This is a genomic window from Shewanella sp. NFH-SH190041 (assembly GCF_024363255.1).
GTDB lineage: Bacteria > Pseudomonadota > Gammaproteobacteria > Enterobacterales > Shewanellaceae > Shewanella.
On the sequence record NZ_AP026070.1, the window covers coordinates 3059991 to 3083483 of the forward strand.

A 23493-nucleotide genomic window follows, 5' to 3' on the forward strand; every position below is an offset into this window, starting at 1 on the left:
GCTTGCCACTTCAACACACATATATAGGTATAGGGCTTAACTAGTAAATAGGTTACTTATATATGATGAGGCTTGTCTGAATAGATAGCCTGCTGAAGCGACAAGACTGTCTATATCTTCAGCCTAAGGGCCGAAGGTGTTCAATGAGATGGAGACAGTATGTCCGCAACTAAAAAAATTGGCTTAATTGCCTGTATCGGTGTGGTAACCGGTAACATGATGGGGAGTGGTATTGCACTGCTGCCCGCCACGCTAGCGAAAGTTGGTTCTATTTCAATTTATAGCTGGATTATTTGTTTGGTCGGTGCACTGAGTTTGGCTTTTGTGTACGCACGACTGGCAACAAACAACCCACAACAGGGTGGTCCAATCGCATATGCCGGTGAAGTGTCACCTGCTTTCGGTTTCCAAACTGGTGTGCTGTATTACCATGCTAACTGGATCGGTAACCTAGCAATTGCGATTACCGGTGTATCTTACTTATCAGTGTTCTTCCCAATCCTGAACGAGACGGTTCCCGCAGCCATCGCTACTATTGCGTCTGTATGGATTTTTACCTTCATCAACCTGCTTGGCGGCAGCTGGGTGAGCCGTTTGTGTACTCTGGGTCTAGTACTGATCCTTATCCCAATTATTGGTACTGCTCTGGTAGGTTGGTCTCACTTTGACCCAACTATCTACACCCAGAACTGGAATACCTCTCACGGAACCAACAGCCACGCTATTGTAAGCGCTGTACTGATCACTCTGTGGGCCTTCGTTGGGGTCGAATCTGCGGCTGTATCTTCTGGACTGGTGAAAAACCCACGTAAAACTGTGCCGCTGGCAACCATGCTAGGTACTGCACTGGCCGGTGTTATTTACATCCTGTCTACTCAAGTTATCTCTGGTATGTTCCCTGCTACTGAAGTGGCTAACTCAGGTGCGCCATTCGCCCTGGCAACCACAGCAATCTTTGGTAAGTGGACCGCACCATTCGTTTCAGCCTTCACTGCGCTGGCCTGCTTTACCTCTCTGGGTAGCTGGATGATGCTGGTAGGCGAAGCCGGTAAACGTGCCGCAGCAGATGGTAACTTCCCTAAAATCTTCGGTGAAACTGATAAGAACGGTGTAGCGAAAAAAGGTTTAATTCTGGCTTCTACCATGATGACCATTCTGATGATTGCCATCACACTGTTCAGCTCAGGTGACGGTCATGCTTCAGGTCTGTTCAACATCCTGACTACTGATGCGGTATTACTGACCATGCTGCCTTACTTCTACTCAGCTGTGAACATGATCCGCTACGAAGGTATGACCACTCGCAACGGTTTCGTAATGCTGTTCTCTGGTGTGGCCTGTGTATTCTGTTTCATCGCTCTGATTGGTGCAGACCCATCCGCACTGAGTGCAACCTTCATCGTATCACTGGCTATCTTCGTCTTCTACGCTCGCAAACTTGGTCTGAAACAACATGTGGACTGGGTTGCTAACAAGCTGAAAGCAAACAAATCTGACGAAGCTACTGCTCACTAGTAATACCTAATATCTAAAAACTCATTTTTTTCCAAGGCATCCTCTCTCTTCCTCTGATTCAGAGGGGGTGCCCTCACTCAGCCTGGAGAAATTCAGATGAACATAATTGCAATCATGAATCACCTAGAGGCCCTGTTTAAAAAGGTGCCCATACAGGAACTGCAAACTGCTCTAGAAGCAAAAGGTTACCAAGTAATCTTCCCAGAAAACGCACAGGATTTAGTAAAACTGATTGAAAACAATGCCCGTATCTGCGGTGTGGTTTTCGACTGGGATTCCTACTCCATGGATCTGTGCAAAACCATTAATGCACTGAACGACAAACTGCCACTGTTCACTTTTGCTAACGAACAGTCCACTCTGGATATCACCCTGACCGACCTGCGTCTGAATATCCATTACTTTGAATACACCCTGAACTCTGCTGCTGACATCAGTGTTAAGATCCAACAGGCTGTTGATGCATATAAAGATGCCATCCTGCCTCCACTGACTAAAGCACTGTTCAAATATGCTGAAGAAGGTAAATACACCTTCTGTACTCCAGGTCACATGGGCGGCACAGCATTCAACAAAAGCCCTGCGGGCAGTATTTTCTACGACTTCTACGGTGCTAACACCTTTAAAGCGGACATCTCCATCTCAATGCCTGAGCTGGGTTCGTTGCTGGACCACTCAGGTCCGCACAAAGAGGCCGAAGAGTATATTGCCCGCACCTTCAATGCTGACCGTTCTTACATTGTGACCAACGGTACCTCTACCGCCAACAAGATTGTCGGTATGTATTCAGCACCAGCCGGTAGCACAGTATTAGTTGACCGTAACTGCCACAAATCACTGACTCACCTGATGATGATGTCAGATGTTACGCCAATTTACTTCCGTCCAACCCGTAACGCCTACGGTATCTTGGGTGGTATTCCACAAAGTGAATTCACTAAGTCAGTGATCGCTGAAAAAGTGGCTGCAACACCTGGTGCAACCATGCCTAACTATGCGGTAGTAACCAACTCCACATACGATGGTCTGTTCTACAACACCAAGTTCATCAAAGACACTTTGGAAACTAAGTACATCCACTTTGACTCAGCTTGGGTACCATACACTAACTTCAACCCAATCTATGAAGGCAAGTGTGGTATGAGCGGTGAAGCTATGCCAGGCCGAGTATTCTATGAAACTCAGTCTACTCACAAACTGCTGGCTGCCTTCTCTCAAGCATCTATGATCCACGTTAAAGGTGATATTGAAGAAGAGTCTTTCAACGAAGCCTTTATGATGCATACCTCTACTTCTCCACAGTACGGTATTGTGGCTTCTGCTGAAATTTCAGCAGCGATGATGCGGGGTAACACTGGTAAGCGTCTGATCCAAGACTCCATTGACCGCGCTATCCGCTTCCGCAAAGAGATCAAACGTCTGCGCAGCGAAGCTGATTCTTGGTTCTTCGATGTATGGCAACCAGAGAACATCGACAAAACTGAATGCTGGAAACTGGATCCAAAAGATTCATGGCACGGTTTCAAAAACATCGATGACGACCATATGTACCTTGACCCAATCAAGGTTACCATCCTGACTCCTGGTATGACTGAAGATGGCGAACTGGCTGAAACCGGTATCCCTGCCAATATCGTATCTAAGTTCCTGGATGAGCATGGCATCGTGGTTGAGAAAACCGGTCCTTACAACATGCTGTTCTTGTTCTCAATCGGTATCGATAAGCCAAAAGCGATGCAGCTGCTGCGCGCTTTGACTGAGTTCAAACGTGGTTATGACCTGAACCTGACCATCAAGAACATGCTGCCATCTCTGTATGCAGAAGATCCAAGCTTCTACAAAGACATGCGCATCCAAGAGCTGGCTCAAGGTATCCACAAACTGACAGCTCAATACAAACTGCCTGAACTGATGTTCAAAGCCTTCGATGTTCTGCCAGAAATGAAGATGACTCCTCACGCTGCATGGCAAGAAGAGCTGAAAGGCAACATTGAAGAAGTACCATTACACGATATGGTAGAACGTATCAGTGCCAACATGATCCTACCTTACCCACCAGGGGTACCTCTGGTTCTGCCAGGTGAAATGGTTACTGAAGCATCTCGTCCAGTACTGGACTTCTTGGAAATGCTGTGTGAAATCGGTCAGCACTACCCAGGGTTCGAAACTGACATCCACGGTGTATACCAACACGAAGATGGCAGTGCAACTGTGAAGGTTGTTAAACAAGCCTGATATGACTAGGAGGTTATTAACCCACTAATCAATATCATTCTTGAAAGCCCGGCAGAGTCTCCACTGCCGGGCTTTTTTATTGCCTAACTGATGCCACATTTTGTTAATTCAATGTCGACGGGCGCAGCGCAGATTATAACGGTACTAAGGTTTCGGCAGCTGGCCGCAATATATCAGACTTCCTCCATCTCTTTCTTTTACAGCAAATCACTCTGGCAACATCCTGTCTGTTTGCCATTATCGGGATATCTGTCAGCGACCGGGGTCGACCTCTGGACAATAAAAAATCACTGATCGGAAATAAATTTACCTGCAGCATCAGTCACCTAGATATTGCCTTTTATCCGGATAATATAGTCAAATGCCAGCTCATCAAAAAATTGAACAACGCCGAATCACTAAATCACAGGTCTACCACAATGGTTACCATGACATCTTCCAGTATCAAACGGCGAAGTTTAACAAGCAGCGCATATTCATAGTTGTTACGCTGCCCTTTCATGTCAAGCCGTTGATAGGGATAATTATTCACTAGAGGGGTATTGACTAAGTGACGTTGAAACCAAACACATCAGAATAAGGACGTTTTGCTGTGACTGCGCTGACGGTATTACTGATAACGTCCAATGCGGATAAGCCACGCTTTTTGTAGGATTCGACCACAGACAACCCCCGCGAGCGAAGCTGCTCGCCACAATAAGATGTAGTGCCAAAGCAAATTATGCGCTAAATAACCTTCCCTCGCAGGCACTGCTCAGCCTCATTGTTGGTCAGCGGTACGTCTTTGCGGGCCAGAGGCCCCAAAGCCCAGCTTCGTATTTGAACAGATGCTGGCATCTCTCTGCATACCTTGTTGCCGGACATTGCGCACCCTTTTACAGCCAATCTGCGATGTATCGCCTTAGTCTAACCATACGACTGCGCCAAAGCGCCTCGGCCAGTTGGTCTGATCTGCCATTTGTTGCAAATTGCGCGTCACATAAGTTCAGCAAAACTAATGTTGGCTTATGACCAGTCAGTGATATAGCGCATTGATCGGTGACAGCAACTGCAATACGCACCTCATCCAATGAGGATTTTGCCATTTCCGTATTAAGGAAAAACGCCAATCTGATGTCGGTGACGAGGGCGTTGAGCTTTTGCCACTCGACCTTAGCTTGTAGTGAGTCACGGGCAAGAGAGTGAGATAATTGACATAAGTTTTTGCTCTAACGGTCTTCGTATTCACGCAGTTTTTCCAAAGATGACAGATAAGTGTACTGGCTTCTTCCAAATTACTGACGTTCGGAGGCTTAGCAGCAAAATATTCACAATTTCAAATTAGGTATTATAGAGCTTTAGCGATAGAATGCCGCATTGTTTTTTGTGTCGATAGATTTGTGTTATGAAGTTTAGAAATGATATCCAAATTTTACGTGGATATGCGGTTTTGCTTGTAGTTTTATTTCATTTAGGGTTGTCTCAAATTAAAAGTGGTTTCTTAGGAGTTGATGTTTTTTTTGTTATAAGTGGTTTTTTAATGGCCGTCCTTTATGATCATAATGACAAAAAAAATTTTTTCTTGAGAAGAGCTAATAGGCTTTTACCTGCTTATTTTGTGACAATTATAGCAACTATTATTGTCGCTATTTTTGTTGTTACTCCTTTTGAATTTCAATCAGTAATTAAACAGTCATTATTTGCATCTATTTTTTCATCAAATATTGGCTATTGGTTGGAAAATTCATATTTTAGTAAAGACGCATTTAACCCATTATTAAATCTTTGGTCTTTAGGTGTTGAGATTCAGTTTTATTTGATCATCCCTTTATTATGTTTTATTTTCAGAAAAATAAAATTTTCTATATTTGTTGTATTTGTAGTATCTCTATCTTTATGCTTAATAATTTTAACTATATCACCTAAAACTTCTTTTTTTATGATGCCATTAAGAGTGTGGCAATTTTTAATTGGTTTTTATATTGCTAAATATCTATCGTATAAAGGGAATGTAAAATTTACTAACTTTTCATATTTTGGTTTGATTTCATTGTTAGGTTTATTCGCTATTCCATTCTTTAAAGTTGATGGCGAAAGTTTAAATATATTAAATGGCCACCCAGGAGTATTTTCAATTATAGTTTCGTTTTTAACCGGAATTATATTATTGTTTGGATTACCCCAAATTATTGAAGAAACCAAAATAGGGAATATTTTTATTTCTATAGGAAAGTATTCTTATTCAATTTATTTAGTTCACTTCCCAATCATTGTTTTATTTTTATATCAGCCATTTAATGGAACCATTCTTCATTCTGAAAATAAAATTGATCTAGTTATATTGCTTATTTTAATTGCAATATTTTCATTTTTGATGTACAGGTATGTCGAATCTATAAAGCCTAAAAATATAACTAGAAAATACATCATATCAATATGTTCTATAAGTATTTTGTTGATATTAGGTAATTTTTTTCAAAAAATGTATTATTCAGAAGCAGAAAATAATATTTTTAATGTAAACTCAGATAGGGGTGTTTATCGATGTGGAAAAATTTCCAGAATTTTACATCCAACTGCAATTGTATGTGATTTGACCCCTTCAGTAACAAAACCAACTGAAAATATTTTACTAGTTGGAAATAGTCATTCTGATTCAATAAAACAAGCATTTGTTGATGTAGCAGAAAAAATAAATAAAAAAGTATTTTTTATGGTTACCAACACTCCTTTAATGAAAGGGGATTCTATTAATGTTGGAGAATTAATTAGTGAAGCAAAGCGCAGAAATATAAGTTCTATTGTTTTACATTATAGTCCTGAAAGTATTAAGTCAAGTACTATTAAAGATTTAGTCGGTAAGGCAAATACTCAAAATATTAATATTTCCCTTATAAATCCTATTCCGACTTATTCTAAAAGTGTTCCAAAATCGTTATATGAAAATATCCATTTTGGAAGGTCGTTTCCTTATATTACAAAGAGTGACTATTTGAAACATAACGAAGCATTTTTAGAAGCTGTAAAAAAAATAAAAAACAACAACTTTAAAGTTTATGATGTTGTGGACTATTTTTGTAAAAATCAATGTCAAGTAGCAGATAAAAATGGAAAGCCATATTATTTTGATGGGGGACATTTGACTATTACTGGCAGTCATATTTTAGATAATTTATATAAACAAGTTATTTCTAACTCTTAAAAAGATAAATTTAAGTTTCTCGTCGCGTTAACCCTGTACTTTATAGTTGGGAATATGCACGGCGAGAGAATAATTTATAACATAGTTATGCTTCCACGGTAGTGTTCATAATTCTACGGCATTTGATTAAAATTAATCCAAAAGGATATTCAAATGACCAAACCTACTTTTGATATGGACGCTGCTATTGAGGCATTACGTGCGGGGAAAGATTTGACCGGTAAAGACGGTATTTTAACCCCGCTTATCAAACAACTTACTGAAGCGGCTCTTAACGTAGAGTTAGACCAGCATCTTCAAGATAAACAGCCCGATAATCGCAAAAATGGAACGACTACCAAGCAGGTTAAAACAGGGACTGGCCGTTTTCAGCTGAACACGCCCCGTGACCGCGATGGCAGTTTTGAGCCTCAGTTAGTGAAAAAGTATCAGACTTATCTCACTGATGAGATGGAGCGAAAAATCATTGCGCTGTTCTCTTTAGGAACCAGCTATCAGGATATCCGAGCCCATATTGCTGATTTATATGGCATTGACGTCCCCAACGGTACCATCAGTGCCATTACTGACAAACTCTTACCAGAGCTTCAAGCTTGGCGAGAGCGTGATTTAGACGCACTGTATCCCATCCTCTGGCTTGATGCGATTCACTATAAAATCAAAGAGAATGGCCGTTTTGTCAGCAAAGCTGTGTACACGATTTTGGCGCTCAATGTCGAAGGCAAAAAGGAGCTCCTAGGACTATATATCGCTGAGAGTGAAGGCGCACATCAGTGGCTGAGTATACTGACCGATCTTCCGCGGTATCAAAGATATTCTGATTGCCTGTGTAGATGGGCTTAAAGGCTTGCCAGAGGCCATTGAAACCCTTTATCCACATACGGAAATACAGTCCTGTATTATTCATCAAATCCGCAATTCCCTGAAGTACGTGGCGTCCAAGAATCAAAAGGCGTTTATGGCGGACTTGAAGTGTGTCTACAAGGCCGCCACGCTGAATGCCGCCGAAATGGCGCTGGATGAACTGGAAGCCAAATGGGGCGATAAATATCCTATGGTGATTAAAACAAGTGGACACTGTTACCGAGTTACTTTAAGTACCCGGCCTACGTACGTAAGGCCATCTATACCACCAATGCCGTTGAGGCCGTACATCGTCAGTTCCGTAAACTGACAAAAACCAAGGGGGGGTTTTGCCAACGAGAACAGTTTGCTCAAATTGCTCTACGCCGGGATATTGAAGGCTCAAGCGCGGTGGTCATACCCGATACAAAATTGGAATTTGACGCTGTCTCAGTTATCAATCCATTTTGAGGGCAGACTCGAAGCCTACATCGATCTGTGAGTGAGCGTGACACAGAAATTTGAACACCCTCTATATATATCTATCCAACATAAACATCATATTTTACAACCATTTGTTGTCATGAGTATTGTATATACTACTGCTTTCATATTACCAAAAATAAAAGTAAATAAAAATCTTGGAGATATATCTTATGGAATCTATATATGGCACTTCCCAATTATTCAATTTTATATTTATAAAGGATGGTTTGGCACATATTATTATGGTTTTATAATGACACTTCTTACTGTTTTTGTTTTTTCATTTTTAAGTTGGCATTTAATTGAAAGTAAATTAATCCATAGAAAATAATTCAGATAAAAACGCACAGCCCTAGGACTGTGCGTTTTCCATCAAACTAAAATTGATACTCACCGATCTCAATTGGCGAAGTCAGGCTATCAAGCTTTTTTATTCTTGATATGGGCCATCATACGCTTACGACGACGCTCCTGACTCAACGTCAGTTTTTCAACCTTACCCTCAAATGGGTTATCCCCTTCCTGGAAGCGCAACTGAATTGGAGTACCAACAACTTTTAATGACTTACGGAAGTAGTTCATCATATAACGCTTATAGGAATCAGGTAGTTTACTGACCTGATTACCATGTACCACCACAATTGGTGGATTGTAACCACCTGCGTGGGCGTATTTCAGTTTCACGCGGCGGCCATTAATCAGTGGTGGCTGGTGATCATCCTGCGCCATCTGCATGATCCGAGTCAGCATAGACGTGCCTACCCGACGGGTTGCACTCTCATAGGCTTCCTCAATGGATTCAAACAGGTGGCCAACACCTGTACCATGCAATGCAGAAATAAAGTGGATACGTGCAAAGTCGATAAAGCCTAACCGGCGATCCAACTCACTCTTCACCCGGTCTTTGACATTCTGGTCAATACCATCCCATTTATTGACTGCAATCACCAGTGCGCGGCCCGCATTCAGCACAAAGCCCAATAGACCAAGATCCTGCTCTGCAATACCTTCGCGCGCATCGATAACCAACAGTACCACGTTGGCATCCTCTACAGCTTTTAAGGTCTTAATCACAGAGAACTTTTCAACTGCCTCATAAACCTTAGCGCGGCGGCGTACACCGGCAGTATCAATCACCACATATTCCTGGCCATCACGTTGCATTGGAATATAGATACTGTCACGAGTAGTACCAGGCTGATCGTATACCACCACCCGCTCTTCACCGAGGATACGGTTTGTCAGAGTTGATTTGCCGACATTAGGCTTACCGATAATCGCCAGCTTGATTGGCTGCGCCTGTAAACGCGCCTGCTCAGCTTCGGCTTCTTCTTCAGAGTACTCCCGCTCATCAGCAGCTTCCTCTTCTTCACCCTCACGGTCGACACCCAGCGCTTCTGCATAAGGCGCTAGGGCATATTCAATCATATTGGTGACGCCACGGCCTTGAGCCGCTGCCATTTGATACACTTCACCCAGGCCCAATGACCAGAATTCAGCACAAGCAGAGTCAGCGTCAATACCATCTACCTTGTTTGCAACCACAAAGGTGGTTTTTTCACGGCTACGCAGATGCTGAGCAATGGCCATATCTGCGGCGGTCAGACCCGCGCGGGCATCACACAGAAACAGCACTACATCTGCTTCTTCAATTGCAGCCAGTGACTGTTCAGCCATCTTGGTTTCAATACCTTCTTCGGTACCATCAATACCGCCGGTATCTACCACAATAAATTCATATCCGGACAAATGAGCCCGACCATATTTTCGGTCCCGGGTCAGACCGGGATAGTCAGCCACCAGCGCATCTCGGGTGCGGGTGAGTCGATTGAACAGGGTCGATTTGCCCACATTTGGACGACCCACCAGGGCCACTACAGGGATCATGTTTTGCCTCTTTATCAATAAAAAGCCCCCGGAAATCACTTCCGGGGGCTTATTGGTATTTCGCCTTGCTTAAGGAAGTGTCACAGCCACAATTTTACCACTGCGGCTTTGCACATAAAGTTTGCCATCGGCAACGACAGGTGAACTATACAGCCCATCACTATCGACTCGGATCCGTCCTACAATCTCGCCATTACTGCGGTTAAGAAAATGCAGGTAGCCATCAAAATCACCAACTACGACATAATCTTTATATACCACAGGTGCCGTTAAACGGCGGTTGCTCAGCTCACTGTTGCTCCACAACTCCATGCCATTTCGGCGATCAACTGAGTAGATCCGACTGTGATCGTCAACCAAGAACAGGCTGACACCCGCAACAGCCAGATCATGGAAACTGGAATATTTACGAGACCACAAAATGCGACCGCTGCGCAGCTCCATGGACACAAGATTACCGTTATAACTGACCGCATACAGATTATCACCGATAATCAGTGGGGTCATATCCACATCGGCCATACGGCTAAATTCATTGCCGCCTTGTGGGGTATAAATCGCCTGTTCCCAAGCGGGCTGACCATTATTTTTCACAATAACAGCCACCTTGCCTTCAGCGGTGCCAACAAAGAAGCCTCCGGCTTCATAAGCGGCGCTGCCACTCCCGCGTAAGGTCAGGCTCGGCATCATGCTCTCATAACTCCACAGATGTTTACCGCTATCAACATCAAAGGCTTCTAATGCCCCGGAGCCGGTATTAACCACCACGACATCTTCTGCCACTGTGGGCAAAGACAGTAATTCGCCGTCAGTCATCGCATGCCAGACTAACTTACCATCATCAGCATTCAGTGCCGCTAATACGCCACTTTCACTGCCAACAAAAACTTTATCCCGCGCAGCCGTTAAACCAGCCGCCAAACGCGCGCCTTTGTTTTTTGCCAGCACGCCGTCCTTGAATGCCTCGCTGAAGTCCTGCTGCCAAACTAACTCCCCGGTTTGCTCATCAAATGCCTCAACCAGTCCATGACGGTCAGCGGCAAAGATTTTGTTATACCGAACTGTTGGTTGCAGCCGAGAATAATACTGGCCAACCCCATCACCTACCTGGGCTGACCAGATAATTTCAGGAAAAACCTTGGCATTGAACTCTTTAAGTTCACTGACAGGATTTTCTACCACATCAGAAGAGGAACAGGCGGCCAGCAGAGACAAACTCAACCCGGCGGCCAGCAGGGTTTTACACCAGGACTTCATCGGCTATTTCCTTATGCCTTATTCAGGTTATCTATTTTCATCTGCAGTTCAGGGGATTGACTTTGTCCCAATGCCATCAGCGCATCACGTGCAGCCAGATAAGCACTGCGAGCTTTGTCAGCCTCGCCCTGACGAGCTAAAAAATCACCTTTTAATTCATCACGCTGTGCGGCAAAAGCCGGATCAGTCACTGTCTCAAGCGTCGATAGCGCGACACCCAACTGTCCCTGTTGTGCTTGGATCCGAGCCAGACGCAAAGTTGCGACTTCTGCCAGCCCTTCTCCAGGTTTGGCAGCAATCACTTTTTTCAGGGCATCTGCCGCTTTCGTCAGTTCGCCAGCATCTACAGCACTTTTAGCCAACATCAGATCCAATAGCGCCTGATAACCAACTTGACTGTGCGCTTTGTCAAAGCTGGCAACGGCACCGGCCATAGCCGTAGCATCCAATTTTTGATTACTGATCTGCTGGAAAGCAACGGAGGCATTTTCCGCATTATCAACCGTTGTTGCCGAGTAATGATTCCAGGCGTACAGGCCGCCTAGCCCCACTACCGCACCGATAATGATAGAGGTGCCATAATCTTTCCAGAACTGTTTAATAGCATCGACTTGTTGTTCTTCTGTGCTATAGATTTCCACGCGCACATCCCCTTGAATTAAATAAGTTCTGCCAGTACGGTCGCCAATGATTCCCGGGCAACCAGTTGTTGTTCGTTATCATTACGCAGCGGCTTAACTGCAACCTGATTCGCTGCCAGTTCAGTTTCACCGATAATCAGTGCCACTGCTGCACCGCTCTTATCTGCGCGCTTCATCTGTTTTTTGAAGTTACCGCCGCCGCAATGGCTCATCACCTTAAGGCCTGGCACAGTGTTACGCAACTCTTCAGCGATTTTAATCGCTTCGATGCGACAAGAATCACCCATGGCCGCAACATAGACATCCACAGCAGGCGCAACGTCATCAGTCAGTGCCAAGGTATCAAGCAGCAGCACAATGCGCTCCAGTCCCATCGCGAAACCAACGGCTGGAGTCTCTTTACCACCTAGCTGACTGACCAGACCATCATAACGACCGCCAGCCAGTACCGTACCCTGAGCGCCCAGACTATCCGTCACCCACTCAAATACGGTGCGGTTGTAATAATCCAGACCACGCACTAGACGCGGATTGATACGGTATTGGATACCAGCCGCATCAAGTAGTTCACATAATTGATTAAAATGATTTTTTGACTCTTCGCCCAGGAAGTCCATCAGCGCTGGAGCATCGGCCAATAATGCCTGCACCTGCTGATCTTTGCTATCCAATACCCGCAGCGGGTTAGAATACATCCGACGCTGAGAGTCTTCATCCAGCTTATCTTTATGTTGTTCAAGGAAGGCAACCAGTGCTTCACGGTACTGGCCTCGCTCATGGTTATCACCCAGAGTGTTGAGCTCCAGAGTCACATGCTCAGTCAGTCCCAGCAGATGCCACAGGCGGTTAGATAACATTAACACTTCAGCATCAGCATCAGCAGACGCAATACCATAGACTTCAACACCAAACTGGTGGAATTGACGGTAACGCCCTTTTTGAGGACGCTCATGCCGGAACATGGGCCCCATGTACCACATACGTTGTTCTTGATTGTACAGCAGACCATGCTCATTACCGGCACGTACAGTAGAGGCTGTGCCTTCTGGACGCAGACTCAGGCTGTCACCGTTACGATCAGCAAAGGTATACATTTCTTTTTCAACAATATCAGTAACTTCACCGATAGAACGCTTGAAAAGATCAGTGCTTTCCACAATCGGAGTACGGATTTCGCTGTAACCATAGGCACTGACGGCGCTGCGCACAACCGCTTCCACTTTTTGCCATAATGGGCTCTGGGTTGGCAGAATGTCGTTCATTCCGCGAATCGCTTGGATCTGTTTTGCCACTGTATCGACTCGTTTACTCTGGTTAGTCACACTAACACTTGATGATTGAATAATTGCTGGCTGACACTGGGCGTATCCGGTAACCAGGTATTTGGTTAGGCGTACTAAGCAAATAGCTTGTATAAAAACCGATGTCAGATCAGTCAGTTCTGTCTTTTCCGGCAATGCGTCTTTATTCTGTCGTTGCTTTATCAACGCGAATTAAGACCGCAAACCGGTTGCCGGACCCCCTGCCCAGTGGCAGAAATTCCGGGGGATATAATAAAAAACGCCCGGTATTATAGGCGTTTCCATACTAAACGTAAAACACGCTGTCATGGGCAACAATGACCATAACAACCGGCACTGTGTGCTGGTATGCAGAGGTTATTCTGATTTATCAGCCACCGGGATCCGCTGGGCAACTAATGCGGCCTGTGCGCGGATCCGAGTTTCCAACTGATCAACCAGATCGTCATTGTCCAATCGCTCTTTTTGACGTTGACCATCAATGTAAAATCCGCTCTTACGGTTACCGCCTGTCAAGCCCAGATCAGAAACCAAGGCCTCACCCGGACCATTCACTACACAGCCGATGATAGAAACATCCATTGGTGTGACAATATCTTCCAAGCGCCGCTCAAGTTCATTGACCGTGCCAATCACATCAAACTCCTGACGGGAACAAGATGGACAAGCAATAAAGTTAATACCGCGGGAGCGAATTCGCAGGGATTTAAGAATATCAAAACCCACTTTGATTTCTTCTACAGGATCGGCGGCCAACGAGATACGCAAGGTATCACCAATCCCCTCAGCCAGCAGCATACCCAATCCCACGGAGGATTTAACCGCACCAGAGCGAGCGCCACCGGCTTCAGTAATCCCCAGATGCAGCGGCTGCTTAATCTGTTTTGCCAGTAAACGATAAGACTCCACCGCAAGGAACACATCCGATGCCTTAACACTGACCTTAAACTGATCGAAATTCAGTCTATCGAGAATATCCACATGGCGCATCGCTGACTCTAACAGTGCCTGAGGTGTCGGCTCATGGTACTTATCCATCAGATCTTTTTCCAAAGAGCCGCCATTCACACCAATACGGATAGGGATATTTTTATCCCGCGCACATGCCACAACACTGCGGATACGCTCCTCATTGCCAATATTGCCCGGATTAATCCGCAGACAATCAGCACCATATTCCGCCACTTTCAGTGCAATACGGTAGTCAAAATGAATATCAGCCACCAAGGGTACCTTGGCTTGCTGTTTAATCAGCTTGAAGGCCTCAGCCGCTTCCATCGTTGGCACGGAAACCCGGACAATATCTGCACCGACATTTTCCAATGCTCGGATTTGCGCCACGGTCGCCGCTACGTCTGTAGTGCGGGTGTTGGTCATGGACTGCACCGCTATCGGGGCACCATCACCAATGGGGATGCCCCCGACATAAATACGGCTTGACTGACGGCGTTTTATTGGAGTTTCGTTGTACATCTTGACTTAACCTGCTTTGGCACTGTTAAAAATGGCCGGAGAATGGATCATCCCCGAGGTAAGGTAAAACGCGCTACCTTGCCGGCGGGGTAATCCGCCAGACTGATATTCTCGCCGTTATATTTCAGGGTGACAACCTGTGGTGCCCCGATAACTAAATTAAATGGCGGAACACCTGTCACATTAAGAGGGTGAGTTGCTTTTTTAACGCCGTGGATCAGCACCTTGCCTGTTGCATCCTCCACTTTCATCCAGCAGTCACCGCTTAAGTTTAAAGACAATTTAGCGGTGTCAGTCACCTCAGCGGGTAGTGGCGGAATATCATCGGCACTAGCCGGTGTCACCGTCGTAGTATCATGCGTTACCGCAGGAGACGCTGGGATAGTGGCTGATTGCTGTGGTGCGGATGTTGGTGTCGCCTGTGGCTCAGGCTTAGCTGGCAGGGTCAAACTTTCATCCTGCGCCGGATCCATATCCCCTTGTTGCAAATCAACGGGGGTCTGTTGAGCGCTGGTATCAGCAACGGGTATACCCGCAGCTTCGCCACCCATCTCTTCAGCAGCAGCGACCTCTTCAACACTAGGGCGGGATAAATCCAACTCTGTGCTATCTGATGTTTTCTGCATCCACCACAACACCAAAAGTGCAACAGAGACTAACGCAATCACCCAGGTCACTAGAGTCAGACGGTTATCACCGGCTTTTTTAGCTGTTTTACGGGAAAAACTCTGCATAGCCGGCTCAGTTTCACTGGGCACCTGGTGTTCCAGACAGGCCATAACGAGGGCTTCATCTGCCCCAACGATACGGGCAAAACTCCGTACATAACCCCGGGCATAGGTTGCCGAAGGCATATTATCGAATTTATCGGCTTCGATATTTTCAACCAGAGACGGTCGCAGATGTAAGCGGGAGGCAATGTCATCAATCGTCATACCTGAGGCCTGGCGAGCTTCGCGTAAGATGGCCCCAAGGGTTGCGGTCAGTTCCTTCGTTGGTTCAGTTACCGTTTCATCCTTGAGTAACTCTTTCTGATCTTCAGTCATTAATTAAAATTAGCCCGGTATTGCTTGGCCTGTTCAGAGGCCGGAAACTTCGCCAGTAAAGTGATACCTAGCTGTTTCGCGGCATCGGTATTATGCAGGCCCTGCTCAATTTTAATGCCAAGCGCCAAACTCTGAGCCGATTCAATCGCTACCCTGTGGTAACGGGCCAGTTCATTACGTGCTAACGGATAATCCTGCTGGATTAGCGCCAGCTCGGTTAACTCAAGCAGTGAACTTGCCCGGCGGGGCTCATATTTCAGCGCCATTGTGAAATAGCGTCTTGCCTTATCCATTAATCCCGCTTCCCGGCTACAAATTCCTAAATTCTCATAGCTGGAGGCGATACGGGTATAGTCCGGGGTATTGATGGCAGCCAGAAACATCTGTTCTGCTTTATCATACTTGCGTTCCTTACACAGAAACACCCCGAAATTATTTTTTGCATCGCCGGATGGATTACGGGTTTCCACAGCATCCCGATAGGCCTGTTCAGCCCGCGGAATGTCTCCTACGGTTTGATAGTAATACGCCAGTGCAACATGCACTTCTTCCAAGTCAGGTGCGTGGCCATAAGCCTTATCCAAGTTGTATTTGGCTTGCTCACTGTTCCCCCGGCGTAAATAAGTCAACCCTAATTGCATCCGCTCACGGGCGGCTGCAGTACGATCAAACTTTCTCTCCTTTACCGGAATATCAGTGCCACTGTATGTTTGCTCGGTAACACATGCCGCTGACAGTACACTCAGCAACAGTGCCCCCAGCATTGGCAATCCCTGCTTCATGACTTCTACCTGACTGGTTGGCCTGTTGACCCGGCGGCACTCATTGCCATAGGGCCAGATACACAGCTATAACAGAGACACTAACGGCCTCTGTTTAACAAAAAGATAACTGTGCAAACAATGAATTAGCTTATTTTGACTGAAATTTGCTGCTCTTGCATGCGTTTTTTCGCTAAACGCTTAGTGCGGTCGCGAACATCACCGGCCAACTGGCCACAAGCGGCATCAATATCATCGCCGCGGGTTTTACGCACGATAACTGTCAGGCCATAGTCCATCAGCACTTTGGCAAAACGATCAATCCGAGAATTGGATGACCGACCATATGGGGAACCCGGATATGGATTGAAAGGAATCAAGTTAACTTTACAAGGGGTGTCTTTCATCAACTTCGCCAGCTGATGCGCTTGATCGGTTGAATCATTGATATGATCCAGCATGACATATTCTAGCGTCACACGACCACGATTTGCATTAGAGCGACTGATATAGTCACGGATCCCAGCCAAGAACATATCCAGTGGATATTTTTTATTAATAGGTACCAACTCATTGCGCAAATCATCCGTCGGCGCATGAATACTCACCGCCAGCGCAACATCCAATGCATCAGCCAGTTTAGACAATGCAGGCACTACCCCAGACGTCGATACAGTCACCCGACGCTTGGATAAACCAAAGCCAAAATCATCCAGCATAATATTGATAGCTGGGATCACATTGGCTAAGTTCAGTAACGGTTCACCCATGCCCATCATGACTACATTCGAGATAGGGCGCTCACCGGTTTCTTTGGCAAAGCCCAAAAAGTGGGAAACCCGCCAAATCTGACCAGCAATCTCTGCCACTGTCAGGTTACGGTTAAAGCCCTGCTGGGCGGTTGAGCAAAAAGCACATTCCAGTGCACACCCTACCTGGGAAGACACACACAAGGTGGCGCGATCATCTTCAGGAATGTATACGGTTTCGACTTCTTGGCCTTCACCAACATTGATGGAAAACTTGATAGTGCCATCAGATGACTTCTGATAGCTGGAAATTTCTGGTGCGCGGATTTCGCAACGCTCATTTAGCTTAGCCCGCAGTACCTTGTTGATATTGGTCATCTCATTGAAGTCACTGACACCAAAGTGATAGATCCACTTCATCAGCTGATCAACGCGAAATGGCTTTTCCCCCATTTCCACCAGCATCTCCCGCATCGCATTGCGATCCAGGTCCAATAAATTGATCTTTGTCTCACTCATCAGGGCTAACCTCAAAAAAACCGAAAACCTGCAACAGGGCGGGGAATTATACAGATATGGGGCTGTTTTAGCCAGATCTGCCACATTGCAGCGAAAAGGGAGCCGAAGCTCCCTTAAATCATGCTGTTTTAACGGCATGCGCCGTTAAACGTCGTTATTGCCTTTGGCAAGTCTTAGCCTAACTCAGCACCTGTGCGGCTTAGGCTTTGCTGCCGGGAGGCTGACTCACATGCGGCAGCGGTAAAGAGCACGTCGGTGGAACTGTTCAGGGCGGTTTCTGCCGCATCCTGGATCACCCCGATAATAAAGCCGACCGCAACGACTTGCATCGCAACATCATTGGAGATCCCAAATAAGCTACAAGCCAGCGGGATAAGCAATAGTGATCCACCGGCAACCCCAGAGGCACCACAAGCAGAAACTGCGGCCAAAATACTGAGCAGTAATGCCGTGAAAATATCCACTTCAATGCCCAAAGTATGCACCGCTGCCAAAGTCAGAATAGTGATAGTAATCGCTGCGCCACCCATATTAATAGTGGCCCCCAGCGGAATGGAGACAGAATAGGTGTCTTCATGCAACTTAAGCTTTTCACACAAGGCCATATTCACTGGGATATTGGCAGCACTGGAGCGAGTAAAGAAAGCGGTAACACCACTTTCACGCAAACACTGAAATACCAATGGATATGGATTACGGCGGGTCATCACAAAGACAATCAATGGATTAACCACCAAGGCGATGATCGCCATGGCGCCAAGTAACACCGCCAGCAGTTGCAGATAACCGGCTAACGCCGCAAAGCCGGTTTTGGCAAATGTGGCCGCGACTAAGCCAAAAATACCGATAGGGGCCAGACGGATAATAAAACGCACCATTTGAGAGATGCTGTGGCTCATATCCGCAAACACCTGCTTGGTACTATTGCTGGCATGATGCAGGGCAAAGCCTAAGCCAACCCCCCAAGTCAAAATACCGATATAGTTACCAGTCAATAAAGCGTTAATCGGGTTATCCACCAGCTTAAATAGCAGGGTATGAATCACTTCACCAATGCCTTCTGGCGGCGTGGCTCCCTGAGCCCCAGCGGCCAAAACCAAGGTAGTCGGGAACAGAAAACTCATCATCACGGCAGTTAAGGCTGCCGCAAAGGTGCCAAACAGATACAGCACGACAATAGGCCGCATACTGGTTTGCGTATTTTTCTTCTGATTGGCAATAGAAGATGCCACGAGAATAAAGACCAAAATAGGGGCGATGGCTTTTAACGCACCAACAAACAGACCACCGAGAAACTCAACCTGTTTAGCCCCTTCCGGAGACCATTGTGCCAGTGCAACACCGGCGAGGATCCCCACTAAAATTTGCAGTACGAGACTGCCGTTGACCACCCGGGCCAACAAAGATTTTTTCTGATTCATGCCTTGACCTTTTTATAATATCGGAGCCATTTTGCTGGTGTCCCATAAAAACAGACATTACTGCCGGTTTTTCACCTCTGACTCTTCGAGAAGCCTGACTGTCCTTCACGCAGTCAGATAAAGAAGGGTTGTATAGGATGTGTCGGACTTTGTCTAGCAAATGGTGTGATCCGTGCTGCAGTTTAAAAACCACTGCACAAAACATCGACAAACCGGACTATAACAGTGGTTTGTCAATGCTTGACGCGACAATAGGCATGATATCCCCACGGACACATCAGAACCGATGTGTTAACTTAATCGATCAGGCTAATATACCGCAGGGAAACACTTCAGTCACTCCACCCCCGACGGGCACCATTTAGCATGGCATGAATAAGTTCATCGGCGTCAAACTTGGTTAGCGCCTCATTGGCTCCCACTTGGTGAGCTTGGCTGACACTTATCTCACTGGACAGTGAAGTATGCAGAATAATATAGGTCTCTGCCAGTGCCGGGGTATTACGCACCTCGAAAGTCAGCTCATAGCCATCAAGCCCTGGCATTTCAATATCACTGACCAGAATATCCACAGGGTGCCCTGCACGGGCATTTTCCTGCATTAATTCCAACGCACTGACCCCGTTATCAGTTACCTGATAAAAGATATTCAGCGCATCTAACGCATCAGACAATTGTTTGCGGGCCACTTTAGAATCATCCACCAACAAAATCTTCATCGGTTTTAGCATTTCCCGCTGCACATCCGTCACGGCAGCATAATGCTTATCAAATGGGAAGATATGAGACATCAGCAGTTCAACATCCAATAATTGGATCAACTGCTCATCGTGTCGAGTGACACCTGTGATAAAAGCTCTTTTCCCCAAGTTAGTTGGCGGCGTTTCAATATCATGCCAATTACAATCGATAATACGGTCGATGCCTCGCACCAGAAAACCGGTCAACTGCCGATGACAATCAGTAATGATAATAAAAGACTGTGCCCGCTCGGCATCAGTGATCGCCGGATAGCCTACAGCTTTGGCCATATCGACGACAGGAATAACCTTGCCTCTGAGGGTTGTTGCCCCAAGAATTGCCGGATGGCTACAAGGGATCTGGCTTAAAGGCGTGTAAGGGACAAGTTCTCTGATTTTCAGTGTGCCCAGGGCAAACAGCTGTTTTGATGTCAGCCGAAATAAAAGCAGCCCCTGGGACTGGCTGGCTTTGGACGTCATGGTTATTACCACCTGCTACAAGTGTCATGCTAAAGTTGCAGGTGGACTTATAACAATTCAATCAAGCAATTACAATTGCATACCTCTATGTGAACTCGCACCAGCCACTATAAAGAGGCATATCGCGTCCGTTTGCCTACAAATGCAGCAAACTAGGACAACGAATCAGCCAACACATTATTATTGCATGGCGTAAATCACATCAAAGACAAACTGATCCCAGCCATCGCGATTAAATGCCAGCTCATGCACAGCTCTAACCTGACTCACAGCATGAACAGGAGCTGCCCCGATACTGACCAAATAACAGGCCATGACCAACGCAGTCCATTCATTGCCCGTAGCACAGTGCAGCAAGACAGGCATATTCTGCTCTCGGCATTGCTGGATATCCGCCACAATGTTAGTGAGTTGTTGCGTCAGTTGTGCAGTCACCGGCTCACTTAGCAACCCTGGCGTAGTCACAGCTGGCAACAGGCAGTTAAACTGCTGCAATCCTGACAATCCGGCCTTTATCCCATCACTGAGCGGCGTTAAGGAATAAATACATTGTATGCCAGCCGACATCAGGGCTGCTGGCGTCCATGCCTCACTTGCTGGACTACACCGCCCAGCCACTTCACCTTCAATCAACCAAAAAACATGTTGCATATAGTTTCCTGCTAAATCATGGAATGCTCAACCTAGGCACTATGAAGAAATCAGGGCTGCTGGTTTTTGACTGATGGCACAGTTTTATTATCTGGCTTACACCCTTTTGATACTTTTTTGCTCTGACTCACAGGCTTGGCTGACGCTGTGACAGAGCTTTGCTCCGGAGTAAATTCAAACCCAGGAAATTGCTGACGCGGCAATCGTAACTTATGTTTTTTTTCTATCACCCGAAAATGATGAAACTCATCAGGACAAATCAATGAAAACGCTTCACCACTGGCGCCAGCACGGCCAGTGCGACCGATACGGTGAATATAGTCCGCCGGGCTGCGAGGTAATTCATAGTTAACCACCGCCGGTAAACCGGTAATATCAAGTCCCCTTGCGGCAATATCTGTGGCGATAAGCAGTTTAATGCGGCCCTGTTTAAAGCCATCCAATACACTGCTGCGATTACCTTGGGATTTATCACCATGGAACACCTCTGCCCGGATCCCCGCACGCTGTAGTTTCTGCTGTAACCGATTACAGGTTTGCTTGGCATTAGCAAAAACTAACACTTGCGGCCACTGGTGTTGGGCTAGCAGTTTAATCAGAAGTTGTGTTTTACGGGGCTGTTCCACCTCATACACCTGCTGATGAATATCCGCCGGCTCAGTCTGCTGACATAAATCAATCACTACAGGCTGGTTAAGTAGACTATCCGCCAACGCTGCAACCGTATCACCAAATGTGGCAGAGAAAAACGCGGTCTGTCGCCGAGTGGGTAATTGGGCAAACAGTGCATTCAACTCGTCACTGAACCCCAGTCCCAAAAGCTTATCGGCCTCATCCAGTACCAGATACTCAAGCTGGGCTAATTTCAGGGCATTTTTCCCCAGTAGATCCAATAAACGGCCAGGAGTCGCCACAACGATATCCGCCCCACCCCGTAGCGCCAACATCTGCGGATTAAGCGACACACCACCAAATAAGGTGACAATTTTCAATGGCCGATTTAACTGTGCCCCGTAGCGATGTAGATCTGCCCCCACCTGTTGAGCCAATTCCCGACTAGGCAATAACACAAGCGCCCGAACCTGATTACCCCGAGCGTTAGCGGCACGACCAGAAAGCAATTGCAACAGTGGTAAACCAAAAGCTGCCGTTTTCCCAGAGCCAGTATTAGCTCTCACCCGAATATCAGCCCCGGCCAGCATAGGGGCAATACTGTGTTGCTGTACTGCTGTCGGCTGGTTAAAGCCCAAAGTATCCAACTGCTGACAAAGAGAAGGAATAAGTCCTAAAGACTGAAATGAGATGGGGTGGGTTTGCATAAAGTGATTATGTCGCAATAAATAATATCAGGTCCGCATCATACCTGAATTAAAGGCTAAACGCTCACACCATGCCGCTGAGAAGATATAACGTACTCGACAATGCGCTTAGTACAACCAGCATAAACGCACAACAAATTTACCTAGGCATAAAACGCGAGCATTAACAATGCCGAAGCAACTGGCCGCCATGATCAAACAGCTTATGATTCTGAATACTCCAGCACTCCATAATGCATCTCATGATATGCATAATGCTGACACAATGACGTTAATGGTCAGATTTAGCAAACCTTCAACATTCATACCGCATCAGTCGCTTCAGTGGATTACGCATAACGCTGTTCCAAATCCAGCAAAAATTGCTTCATTTCCACCCCGTAAGCATATCCGGTTAACTTGCCACTTTTCCCAATCACCCGATGACAGGGCACAATAATGGCTATCGGATTCGCCCCATTGGCGGCCCCTACCGCACGACAAGCATTGGGACGATTAATCCGCTGAGCAATATCCACATAAGCGCAATGATGGCCATATTCTATCGCCAATAGCGTTTGCCAGACTTGTTGCTGAAAAGCCGTGCCGCGCATATCCAGCGCTAAATCAAACTGCTGACGCTGCCCAGCAAAATACTCATTCAACTGTGTAGCTGTCTTGACTAAATGCGTGGTAACCGCTTCAACATCAGGATGATGAACAACTACAGTCACCGGGCTGGGCTGATCTTCACGTAATACGGATACCAGTCCCTGTGCCGAGGCGGTTAACTGTAATCGCCCCACAGGGCTGTCAACCTGACACAGGCCTAAAAGATCGGATGATTGTTGATAAAAAATCGGCGCTAACATGCTGCTCTCCTGCGAATAAATGCCTAGGGGCTCCCCTGCCATACCATCGTGTTGAGGGATAATACCAAGCCAGTCGCTTAGAACAAACTATTACGATTGCTCGCTCCACACTGATGTAGCTGATAAATAGATGTAAG

General features: G+C 46.2%; 16 protein-coding genes and 1 pseudogene. 4 read left to right on the forward strand and 13 right to left on the reverse strand.

Annotated elements, in window-relative coordinates:
* The first annotated feature begins 159 nt into the window (after positions 1-159).
* From cadB to NFHSH190041_RS13560, 4 genes and pseudogenes are all read left to right on the forward strand, one after another.
* Positions 160-1515, forward strand: a complete 1356-nt coding sequence (cadB, locus tag NFHSH190041_RS13545; protein ID WP_261922324.1) for a cadaverine/lysine antiporter — start codon at positions 160-162, stop codon at positions 1513-1515.
* Between the two features lie 96 nt (positions 1516-1611).
* Positions 1612-3750 carry a lysine decarboxylase gene (gene cadA, locus NFHSH190041_RS13550; RefSeq protein WP_261922325.1) on the forward strand — a complete coding sequence of 713 codons (2139 nt, stop codon included), beginning with the start codon at positions 1612-1614 and terminating at the stop codon, positions 3748-3750.
* 1384 nt (positions 3751-5134) lie between these two features.
* On the forward strand, positions 5135-6931 hold the full coding sequence (locus NFHSH190041_RS13555; RefSeq protein WP_261922326.1) for an acyltransferase family protein: 1797 nt from the start codon (positions 5135-5137) through the stop codon (positions 6929-6931).
* A gap of 153 nt (positions 6932-7084) precedes the next feature.
* A pseudogene (locus tag NFHSH190041_RS13560) lies at positions 7085-8276 on the forward strand (IS256 family transposase).
* 404 nt (positions 8277-8680) lie between these two features.
* On the opposite strand, the gene der reads toward NFHSH190041_RS13560, so the two are convergent.
* The 13 genes from der to NFHSH190041_RS13625 all read right to left on the reverse strand — a co-directional run bounded on the left by der (position 8681) and on the right by NFHSH190041_RS13625 (position 23356).
* Positions 8681-10147 carry a ribosome biogenesis GTPase Der gene (gene der, locus NFHSH190041_RS13565; RefSeq protein ID WP_261922327.1) on the reverse strand — a complete coding sequence of 489 codons (1467 nt, stop codon included), beginning with the start codon at positions 10145-10147 and terminating at the stop codon, positions 8681-8683.
* 69 nt (positions 10148-10216) lie between these two features.
* The gene (bamB, locus tag NFHSH190041_RS13570; RefSeq protein WP_261922328.1) at positions 10217-11404 is read right to left on the reverse strand and encodes an outer membrane protein assembly factor BamB; all 1188 of its coding nucleotides are present in this window, start codon (positions 11402-11404) and stop codon (positions 10217-10219) included.
* Positions 11405-11415: 11 nt separating this feature from the next.
* Positions 11416-12045 (reverse strand): YfgM family protein, encoded by a 630-nt coding sequence (locus tag NFHSH190041_RS13575; RefSeq protein ID WP_261922329.1) that lies wholly within the window; start codon positions 12043-12045, stop codon positions 11416-11418.
* Positions 12046-12062: 17 nt separating this feature from the next.
* Positions 12063-13337, reverse strand: a complete 1275-nt coding sequence (gene hisS, locus NFHSH190041_RS13580) for a histidine--tRNA ligase (RefSeq protein ID WP_261925128.1) — start codon at positions 13335-13337, stop codon at positions 12063-12065.
* Between the two features lie 366 nt (positions 13338-13703).
* Positions 13704-14819, reverse strand: a complete 1116-nt coding sequence (ispG, locus tag NFHSH190041_RS13585; RefSeq protein ID WP_261922330.1) for a flavodoxin-dependent (E)-4-hydroxy-3-methylbut-2-enyl-diphosphate synthase — start codon at positions 14817-14819, stop codon at positions 13704-13706.
* Positions 14820-14866: 47 nt separating this feature from the next.
* A complete protein-coding gene (locus NFHSH190041_RS13590) occupies positions 14867-15865 on the reverse strand; it encodes a RodZ domain-containing protein (RefSeq protein ID WP_261922331.1) in 999 nt (332 codons plus the stop codon).
* Positions 15865-16647, reverse strand: a complete 783-nt coding sequence (pilW, locus tag NFHSH190041_RS13595; protein WP_261922332.1) for a type IV pilus biogenesis/stability protein PilW — start codon at positions 16645-16647, stop codon at positions 15865-15867. The genes NFHSH190041_RS13590 and pilW overlap by 1 nt, the downstream gene beginning before the upstream one ends.
* 125 nt (positions 16648-16772) lie before the next feature.
* The gene (locus tag NFHSH190041_RS13600) at positions 16773-17894 is read right to left on the reverse strand and encodes a bifunctional tRNA (adenosine(37)-C2)-methyltransferase TrmG/ribosomal RNA large subunit methyltransferase RlmN (protein WP_261922333.1); all 1122 of its coding nucleotides are present in this window, start codon (positions 17892-17894) and stop codon (positions 16773-16775) included.
* Between the two features lie 173 nt (positions 17895-18067).
* The gene (sstT, locus tag NFHSH190041_RS13605; RefSeq protein ID WP_261922334.1) at positions 18068-19315 is read right to left on the reverse strand and encodes a serine/threonine transporter SstT; all 1248 of its coding nucleotides are present in this window, start codon (positions 19313-19315) and stop codon (positions 18068-18070) included.
* Positions 19316-19647: 332 nt separating this feature from the next.
* Positions 19648-20535: a chemotaxis protein gene (locus tag NFHSH190041_RS13610; protein ID WP_261922335.1), complete on the reverse strand. Its 888-nt coding sequence runs from the start codon at positions 20533-20535 to the stop codon at positions 19648-19650.
* 180 nt (positions 20536-20715) lie between these two features.
* Positions 20716-21186 carry a protein phosphatase gene (locus NFHSH190041_RS13615; RefSeq protein ID WP_261922336.1) on the reverse strand — a complete coding sequence of 157 codons (471 nt, stop codon included), beginning with the start codon at positions 21184-21186 and terminating at the stop codon, positions 20716-20718.
* A gap of 50 nt (positions 21187-21236) precedes the next feature.
* Entirely contained in the window at positions 21237-22505 is a 1269-nt protein-coding gene (locus NFHSH190041_RS13620; protein ID WP_261922337.1) for a DEAD/DEAH box helicase, read from the reverse strand.
* Between the two features lie 329 nt (positions 22506-22834).
* On the reverse strand, positions 22835-23356 hold the full coding sequence (locus tag NFHSH190041_RS13625) for a methylated-DNA--[protein]-cysteine S-methyltransferase (protein WP_261922338.1): 522 nt from the start codon (positions 23354-23356) through the stop codon (positions 22835-22837).
* Positions 23357-23493: the final 137 nt, after the last annotated feature.

Coding starts and splice junctions, on each gene's coding strand:
- pilW (WP_261922332.1), bottom strand. CDS start 16,647: ATGAAGCAGGGATTGCCAATGCTGGGGGCACTGTTGCTGAGTGTACTG.
- der (WP_261922327.1), bottom strand. CDS start 10,147: ATGATCCCTGTAGTGGCCCTGGTGGGTCGTCCAAATGTGGGCAAATCG.
- NFHSH190041_RS13590 (WP_261922331.1), bottom strand. CDS start 15,865: ATGACTGAAGATCAGAAAGAGTTACTCAAGGATGAAACGGTAACTGAA.
- NFHSH190041_RS13620 (WP_261922337.1), bottom strand. CDS start 22,505: ATGCAAACCCACCCCATCTCATTTCAGTCTTTAGGACTTATTCCTTCT.
- NFHSH190041_RS13555 (WP_261922326.1), top strand. CDS start 5,135: ATGAAGTTTAGAAATGATATCCAAATTTTACGTGGATATGCGGTTTTG.
- sstT (WP_261922334.1), bottom strand. CDS start 19,315: ATGAATCAGAAAAAATCTTTGTTGGCCCGGGTGGTCAACGGCAGTCTC.
- NFHSH190041_RS13610 (WP_261922335.1), bottom strand. CDS start 20,535: ATGACGTCCAAAGCCAGCCAGTCCCAGGGGCTGCTTTTATTTCGGCTG.
- NFHSH190041_RS13615 (WP_261922336.1), bottom strand. CDS start 21,186: ATGCAACATGTTTTTTGGTTGATTGAAGGTGAAGTGGCTGGGCGGTGT.
- cadA (WP_261922325.1), top strand. CDS start 1,612: ATGAACATAATTGCAATCATGAATCACCTAGAGGCCCTGTTTAAAAAG.
- bamB (WP_261922328.1), bottom strand. CDS start 11,404: ATGAAGTCCTGGTGTAAAACCCTGCTGGCCGCCGGGTTGAGTTTGTCT.
- cadB (WP_261922324.1), top strand. CDS start 160: ATGTCCGCAACTAAAAAAATTGGCTTAATTGCCTGTATCGGTGTGGTA.
- ispG (WP_261922330.1), bottom strand. CDS start 14,819: ATGTACAACGAAACTCCAATAAAACGCCGTCAGTCAAGCCGTATTTAT.
- NFHSH190041_RS13600 (WP_261922333.1), bottom strand. CDS start 17,894: ATGAGTGAGACAAAGATCAATTTATTGGACCTGGATCGCAATGCGATG.
- NFHSH190041_RS13625 (WP_261922338.1), bottom strand. CDS start 23,356: ATGTTAGCGCCGATTTTTTATCAACAATCATCCGATCTTTTAGGCCTG.